This is a genomic window from Streptomyces viridosporus (genome assembly GCF_002078235.1).
Classification (GTDB): domain Bacteria; phylum Actinomycetota; class Actinomycetes; order Streptomycetales; family Streptomycetaceae; genus Streptomyces; species Streptomyces viridosporus.
In genome coordinates, this window is sequence record NZ_MSGP01000560.1 from 1 (window position 1) to 7,200 (window position 7,200).

Consider the following 7,200-nt stretch of genomic DNA (forward strand, 5'->3'; position numbering starts at 1 on the left):
GTCCGGCCCTCCCCGCCGGGCCCGCGCCACCCGGCACCGACGCGCCGCCACTTCGCGCCGACGGGGGTACAGCCCGGCGGGGAGGGCCGGACGGGTCCCGGGGACTCAGCCGGCGTACCGGGGATGCACCAGCGTGGACGGCGGCAGGCCGGGCACCCGGGTGCGCGCGGCGGCCCGGGCGCCCGCCGCGAGGGAGGCGTCGGTGAGCGTGCGCGGACGCGGGCCGGACGGGTCGAGGCGCAGACCGGGGTCGGTGCGGGCGGCCAGCACGAAGCCCCAGTCGCGGGAGGCGCGGCCGGGTCCGGCGGTTCCGGCCGGCCGGCCGCTCGTGCGGTACGGGGCGGTACGGAGACCGGCCGCGCGCAGGGTCGCCTCCACCGTCCAGAAGTCGTGCGGGCGGGCCGCCGCCGGACCGCCGTGCACCACGAGCCGCCCGCCGGGCCCCAGGACGCGCCGGACCAGGCCGTAGAACTCCTGCGAGTACAGCTTGGCGCTCGTGGTGTTCCCGGGCCGCGGCAGGTCCGCGACCACCACGTCGTACGCCGCCGGGGGCGCCCCGCGCAGCCGGCCGAAGGCGTCCCCGGTGCTCACGCGCACGCGCGGGTCGTCGAGGGCGCGCTCGTTCAGCGCGGACAGCGCCGGGTCGCGGCGGGCCAGCCGCACCACGTCCGCGTCGAGCCCGACGACGTCGACCCGGTGCACGCCGGGGTGGCGCAGCACCTCGCGGGCGGCCAGCCCGTCACCACCGCCGAGGACCAGCACGCGGGCGTGCGGGCCGGTCATCGCGGGGTGCACCAGCGCCTCGTGGTACCGCCGTGCGTCCCCGCCGCCGGCCCGCAGCCGCCCGTCGAGGTACAGAGCCGGCGGCCGACCGCCCCGGCCACCGGTGAGCACGACCTCCTGGACGTCGGTCCGCAGGGCCACGTGCACGTCCGCGCCGTACAGGGCGTGCCGGGCGGCCCGCTCGAAGTCGTCGACCAGGACGGCGGCCGAGGCGAGGACGACGAGCACACAGGCGTTGACGGCCACCAGCAGCCGGCGGGCACGGCGGGTGAGGTCCTGCCGGAAGAGGCCCAGCACCAGCGCGCCGCCGACGACCGCGTTGACGGCACCGGTGATCAGCGCGCCGGTCAACTGGCCGAGGAGCGGCAGGAGGAGGAAGGGGAACGCGAGGCCGCCGACGAGCGCGCCGACGTAGTCCGCGGCGAACAGGTCGGCCACCGCACCGCCCGCGTCCTGCCGGCGGATCCGCTGGATCAGCTCCATCAGCAGCGGGACCTCGGCGCCGATCAGCAGTCCGATGGCGAGGGAGAAGGCGACCAGGAGCACGCGCGGGCCGGCCGCCCAGGGGCCGCCCCAGTCACCGGTCCAGGCGAAGACGGCGTACAGGGCCATCGCGCTGCCCCCGCCGAGGAGGGCGAGCACGGCCTCGACGGCGCCGAAGGCGGCCGCCGCGTGCCGGCGCAGCCGTTTCGCGGCCAGGGACCCGATGCCCATCGCGAAGACCATCACCGACAGCACGACGGACGCCTGGGTGACCGAGTCGCCCATCAGGTACGTCGCCAGCGCGACGAGCTCGAGCTCGTACACGAGTCCGCAGGCCGCGCAGACGAACACGCCCGCGAGGACCAGGAACCGCCCGGTGCCCTGCCGCACGGGCAGCCGCACGCAGCCGCCCGGGACGCCGCCGGTGCCGCCCGGCCCGTCCCCGGGTGGGACGGCACGGGGCGGAGCGGGGGCTTTCGGTTCGATCACCCTGCGACGTTACGTGACGCCTCCGATGCGGATCGTCACCCACACGTGTGAAGTTTGTTTACGCCTGCCCCACCGCGGCAGGGGCCGGGGACCTTCGGGCCGACCCACCCGCGGGCCGTGCGCACCGGCTCCTCACAGCGCCGCGCCCACGCGCGTCCCCACCCTCGTCCGGGTCACCACCAGTTGCCCGTCCTGCGGATAGGCGTGCCAGGTCCGCCAGTGGACCTGGCCCTCGTGGCACTGGGCGAGCATCGCGGTGAACGCGTGCGGGCTGCCGGGGAAGACCCCGGCGAGGCCCTGCGGGTGGTCGCAGACCAGCGCGAGCAACTCCTGGGCGCGGCCCGCGAAGGAGCCCGGAGGGAGGACCTCCACCCGGGCGGCGAACTCGTACTCCCAGTCGTCCACCCGCTTGGCCACGCCCAGCGGAAGGGGCGTGCTGCTGCCCGGAATGCACGCCACCGTCTCCGAGCACAGGCCGCGCTCCTCTTCCAGCAGCACTTGGTGGGACGCGCCGAGGAGCCGTAACTGGAGCTTGTTCCCGGCGAGTTCGAGGTCGAGGGTGGCCAGCGCGGGAAGCGGCTCGCGGCCCAGGGCCCAGGCGAGGTCGGCCGCGCGGGTGTCGGTGTAGGCGGTGTTCAGGGTCGTGAGCATGGATCGGCTCCGCAAGCACGCAAGAAAGAAGGGGGAGTGCGGGTCCGCACACCCCGGCCGCTCCGGGGAGTTCGGCCCGTCAGCCCGGTCGACCGGCCGGAAGAAGGATCCGCAGGGGCTCCGAGGGCTGTGTGTCGGTGGTGAGAGGGAATCATGAACGGTGGTGCCGCCACAGCGTTTTTACCCAACTTCATGGGGTTTCCATCCCCTAGAGGGCTCCCCAGCTCACCTGTTCACTCCCGAGGTGCGCCTCGCGGTACGGCGTGCGCCCGCGCACCGCACCGGCCGCCCGCCCGAACGGAACCGGAGCGCCCCCCGCCGCTCAACGGCACAACGGGGCCCGCTCCAGGCGCGGACCCCGCTGTCGCGGATGCGGATCCCCCGAAGTGGAGGCGAGCTGCCCCGTGTCAGCCTCCTCCGCCGCATCCACCGCCGCCCCCGCAGGACGATCCGCCCCCGCAGGAAGAACCACCCCCGCAGGACGACGACCCGCCGTCGGAGCCGCTGCCGGACGGCGAGGAGCAGGACGCGGCGACGGCTCCGCCGCCCACCCACCAACTGCCGTCGCTGCCGCCGTACCGGCTCCCGGACGACCCGGAGCGCGCACCGGTCACCCGGGTGCGGCCCGCCGTCCGGTGCGCGGCCCGGCGCACCACGGTCACGACCAGGAGGACGAGCAGTGCGAAGACCAGCGTGAAGGCCAGTCCGAGGAGCAGAGTCACGACGGTGCCGATGTCCATGGCGCCGCCCTCCCTTCCATCACCCGTGATCCCCCGAAGCAGCCCCCCGTGGGCGCCCCGCTCACGTGCGTGACCGGGAGATGCCCTCCGCCCGCGCGGCCCAAAGCAGAGTTGAGGAAGTTCTGAGGGTCAGCACACGGAAAAGGCCCCCGACCTGCGCCGATTGGCAGATCAGGGGCCGTCCGAAGCTCACTGGGCCGTCTGTGGGCCGTGTTCCTCCTGAGAGGCACACTGAAACACGGTATCGATGGCGCGCCGGGCACGCTCACGGCTGTCGGGCATCAGGTGGGCGTACACCCGCAGCGTCAGCGCCGGGTCGGCATGCCCCATGTACTCACTGACGGCTTTGATGTTCTCGCCCGCATCCAGCAACGCGGAGGCGTAGAAGTGCCGGAGGGCGTGCATGCCGTGCTCGCGCGCGGACTCGTACTTGCCGTCATCGTCCGCTTCCGGGATGAGGCCCACGGCCGCGAGGGCGGGCTTCCACTCCTTGCCGTTGAAGTTGCTGCGCCAGACCATGCCGCCTTGTTCGGCCGTGAAGATCAGCCGAGCGGACACCTTCGGCCCCTCCGGCACGCCCCACGGCAGCGTGATCTCTACGGGCTTGTAGGCGTCCATGTGCGCCCGGAGGGCTTCCGCCACGGAGTCGGGCAGCGGCACAGCCCGTTTCTTGCCGCCCTTGGGGAGAGCAAAGACCGGGCGCCCTTCCACGTGCTTGATCTGCCGGACGACATGGAGCGTGCGCCCCTCGACGTCGATGGCATCCTCGGCCAGGCCGAAGACCTCGCCCTGACGCAGACCGCATCCGGCGCCGACATCGACCATCGCTCGGTACCGCTCCAGCAGGGCCGCTCGAACGGCGAACACCTGGGCGGATACCCACGGGACCACGGGATGCGCGTCAGGCTTGGGTCGCCGGACGCTCCGTGCGCTGCACGGGTTGCGCGACAGCAGCGAGTCATCAACAGCGGCAGACAGGACCGACTGAACGTCCGCAAAGATGTTCCGAGCATAGGAAGGGCCAACCCCGGGCTTGGCTTCCAGGGCGGCGAGGAACTCCCTGATGTGTCCAGGCCGGAAGGTTCCGACCGGGCGAGAGCCAAGCACCGGGTAGGCGTGCAGCCGCAGGCGCCGACCGAGTTCCTTCCGGGCCGTCGCGCTGGGTGTCTTGCTGTCCAACCACTTCTCGGCGTACTGCCGGAACGTGATCTGCATGGACGTAGGGTCGGTGTACTGGCCCCGCGTCATGTCCGTCTCGATGGCACTGAGCCACTTCTCAGCGATGCGCTTTTTGCCATCGGGGAAGCTCTTGGACTTCTCGGAGCCGTCCGGCCCGATGTACCGGGCGCGGTAGCGCAGACCGACACCGAAGCGATCAGTCTTGACTCTACGAGGCTTGCCGTCCGGTCCCGGCTCGGTCTTGTACCAGCGATCTTGGATGTGCCCGGCCATCAGGCGGCCCCCTCCATCTGGGACTGAACCCAGACGCGGACGTCCTCGGGGTCGAAGCGGAGGTGCCGGCCGACGCGGAAGCCGCGCGGTCCGGTCTGCTTGCGGCGCCACTGGTAGACGGTCTCGACCGGGACGCCGAGGAGGTCGGCCAGGTCGACCGGGGTCAGGTAGCGGTCGGGCAGTGAGCGCTTCATGTCCACACCTCCGTGTCGCGCAGGTCGGCGAGTGCTTCGCGGGCGAGTTCGCGGCTTGCTTGCAGGTCCCGGCGGATGTTGGCGGCGAGCCAGGATTCGCCGGGGGTGTGGCCGTGGCCGGCGTAGGTCCAGTGGGCGAGGGTCAGGGTGGTCGCCTCCTCGTCGTCGGGGTCGGGCAGGCCCAGGGCGGCGCGTTGCTGGGCGGCGCGGTAGTCGGCGCGGACCTGGCGCAGGGCGCCGAGGGTGGTGGAGTAGCGGCGGGACTTGGTGGAGAAGTGGCCGCGGAAGCCGAGCATGTGGGCCCAGTCGCGCAGCTTGCGGTCCGGGTAGAGCGCGTGCAGGTCCAGGCAGGCGGCGATGAGCCGGGCCGGGTGGTCGGGGACGCCGAGCAGGGCGAGGGCCTCCTTGTTGCCGATGCGGCGGTCGACGGTGCCGGTGGTCTCGGCGGCCTTGGTGGCGTACTTGGCGACGTAGGAGGCGACCGCCTGTTCGGTGATCTCCTCGCCGTCGCCGAAGGCCCGGATGGTGCGGACGTCAAGCTGGGTGCCCCAGCGCAGGACCCGGGCGGGCTGGTCGCCGGCGGCGGGGACGTCGACTTCCACGCGGGCGGCGGCGGCCCTAATCGCGTCGGTGAGCAGGCCGACGGTGGCCCAGGCCGGGGGCGGATCGTCCGGTCCGGCGGGGCCGTCGCAGCGGATCACGGCGTGGAAGTGGACGGCGCCGCGCTTCTGGTACTCGGCGACCTTGCCGAAGGACACGCGGGAGGCTTCGCGGGCGGCCTTCTGGGTGAGGCCGGCCCGCTTGGCGATCTCGCGGCGCAGGTAGATCGTGAAGTAGCGCCACAGCTCGGAGGCGTGGTTGTTCCACAGCACCGCGCCCGCGTAGTCGTACGTGGTCGGGTCGAGCGGGGTGCCCAGCTCGGGGGCGTCCTCGGCGTGGCGGGTGCCGCAGCGGCAGGGCCGGGTGCCGGGCCGGTTGTGGACCGGGCCGAAGGAGGGGGCGGTGAGGGTGGCGAACACCCGCGGGTGGTCGCGGATGGTCTCCGGGGTGCCCTTGGCGGGGTCGCCGAGGAGGCCGGCGCGGATGAGGTGGTAGGTGTCGCCGGCATAGGTCCAGGCGCAGGCCGGGCAGCGGGAGGCCCGCCGGTTGCCGCAGGCCACGCGCAGGACGCCGCCGGGTTCGGTGTCGGTGGAGTACCGGTGCAGGACGTGCCGGGTGTCCTTGTCCCGGACGACGACGGAGCCCTGCAGGCGGATTGGGTCGGTGCAGCCGCCGGTGCGGCGGAGCTGGTCCTGGATGCGGTCGAAGCCGGTGGACCCGGCCAGCCTCAGCACGTCGGCGAGGGTGGCCGGGTCCAGGCCCGCCATGGTGGCGGCATCACTCACGCGTCGTCCTCCTTGACGGTGTGGCGGTCGATCCAGTCCTCCGCGCAGACCTTGTGGACGGGCTTGCCGCGGTCGGAGCGCAGCGGGGTGGGCTTGGTGCAGAGCACGCACGGCTGGTCGCCGGAGTGGTCGAAGTGCTCGGAAGAGCGCCAGTCGAGGAGCGCCACGGCGATCACCGACCCGTCCGGGCGAGGGCGGCGGAGGCGGTGTGGCCGGTGCCCTGGCAGGTGGGGCAGGCGATGCGGAGGGTGGCGCGGGTGCCGTCGGCGTGGCGGGTGCCGGTGGTGATGGCGACGACGGGGAAGCCGTCGCAGTCGCGGCAGACGCGCGTGGTCCGGGCGTGCTGGGGCATGATGAGGTCTCCCTTTCGGGTCCGTTGGATCTGGAGGGGTGGAGCCGTCCGGGGCGGCGGATACTTGGCGGTTGAGGCCGCCCCGGAGGGCGCTACTTGCTGCCGTGCGCAAGGGCGTTCTTCTTGCGCTTCTTGGACGTGCGGCTGATCGTGTAGCTGATGCCGCAGGTGGCCGAGAGCACCGAGACGAGCGAGGCCGCGATGACCTGCGTGACGAACGCGATCACCAGCAGCACCGCGACGGATCCGGCCGTGATGACGAGGGTGAGAACGATCGGGCCGGTGTAGGAGCGCGGGGCTTCCTGGACGATCACCACTCGGCGCACGTCGGTGCCCGGCGGGATCCGGCGGTAGAGGTCGGCGGGGATGTGACCGGCGCGGAGCTGGTCCTCGGGCAACTGCATGGGTCCAGGTCTCCTCTCCGGTCAGGTCTTGCAGCGGTGGGTGCGTGCGGCGAGTTCGGCGCCGGCGCGGTCGGCGTAGTCGGCGGAGAAGCCGCAGCCGGGGGCGGTGCAGGCGGCGGTGTGCCGGTCGCGGCCCCGGCCGTCGTAGTAGGTGGCGACCTGCACGGGTCCGATGCGGATGCGGTCGCGGAAGCGGCGATACACGGTCACGGGTGATCCCTCCCTTCGGTCAGGCGAGTTGGAGTTGGGCGGCGATGGCGTCGGCCA

At 73.0% G+C, this 7,200-nt stretch carries 10 protein-coding genes; all 10 read right to left on the reverse strand.

The features are described 5' to 3' along the window. Positions 1 to 105 precede the first annotated feature (105 nt). The 10 genes from B7L92_RS32385 to B7L92_RS32430 all read right to left on the reverse strand — a co-directional run bounded on the left by B7L92_RS32385 (position 106) and on the right by B7L92_RS32430 (position 7,143). Positions 106 to 1,755: a polyamine aminopropyltransferase gene (locus B7L92_RS32385; protein WP_081240859.1), complete on the reverse strand. Its 1,650-nt coding sequence runs from the start codon at positions 1,753 to 1,755 to the stop codon at positions 106 to 108. 132 nt (positions 1,756 to 1,887) lie between these two features. Next, entirely contained in the window at positions 1,888 to 2,406 is a 519-nt protein-coding gene (locus tag B7L92_RS32390; protein ID WP_081240860.1) for a DUF2617 family protein, read from the reverse strand. Positions 2,407 to 2,813: 407 nt separating this feature from the next. Continuing rightward, the gene (locus B7L92_RS32395) at positions 2,814 to 3,146 is read right to left on the reverse strand and encodes a hypothetical protein (RefSeq protein WP_081240861.1); all 333 of its coding nucleotides are present in this window, start codon (positions 3,144 to 3,146) and stop codon (positions 2,814 to 2,816) included. 189 nt (positions 3,147 to 3,335) lie between these two features. After that, complete coding sequence (locus B7L92_RS32400; protein WP_081240862.1) at positions 3,336 to 4,598, reverse strand: tyrosine-type recombinase/integrase; 1,263 nt, start codon at positions 4,596 to 4,598, stop codon at positions 3,336 to 3,338. Next, positions 4,598 to 4,792: a helix-turn-helix domain-containing protein gene (locus tag B7L92_RS32405; protein ID WP_081240863.1), complete on the reverse strand. Its 195-nt coding sequence runs from the start codon at positions 4,790 to 4,792 to the stop codon at positions 4,598 to 4,600. The genes B7L92_RS32400 and B7L92_RS32405 overlap by 1 nt, the downstream gene beginning before the upstream one ends. Continuing rightward, positions 4,789 to 6,177, reverse strand: coding sequence for a replication initiator protein RepSA (gene repSA / locus B7L92_RS32410; RefSeq protein WP_081240864.1), 1,389 nt, complete (start codon positions 6,175 to 6,177; stop codon positions 4,789 to 4,791). Before repSA ends, B7L92_RS32405 begins: the two co-directional genes overlap by 4 nt. Then, positions 6,174 to 6,353, reverse strand: a complete 180-nt coding sequence (locus B7L92_RS32415) for a hypothetical protein (protein WP_081240865.1) — start codon at positions 6,351 to 6,353, stop codon at positions 6,174 to 6,176. Before B7L92_RS32415 ends, repSA begins: the two co-directional genes overlap by 4 nt. Further along, positions 6,350 to 6,529: a hypothetical protein gene (locus tag B7L92_RS32420; protein WP_081240866.1), complete on the reverse strand. Its 180-nt coding sequence runs from the start codon at positions 6,527 to 6,529 to the stop codon at positions 6,350 to 6,352. Before B7L92_RS32420 ends, B7L92_RS32415 begins: the two co-directional genes overlap by 4 nt. 92 nt (positions 6,530 to 6,621) lie before the next feature. Continuing rightward, complete coding sequence (locus B7L92_RS32425; protein ID WP_081240867.1) at positions 6,622 to 6,933, reverse strand: hypothetical protein; 312 nt, start codon at positions 6,931 to 6,933, stop codon at positions 6,622 to 6,624. A gap of 21 nt (positions 6,934 to 6,954) precedes the next feature. Further along, the gene (locus B7L92_RS32430) at positions 6,955 to 7,143 is read right to left on the reverse strand and encodes a mobile element transfer protein (protein ID WP_081240868.1); all 189 of its coding nucleotides are present in this window, start codon (positions 7,141 to 7,143) and stop codon (positions 6,955 to 6,957) included. Positions 7,144 to 7,200 lie beyond the last annotated feature (57 nt).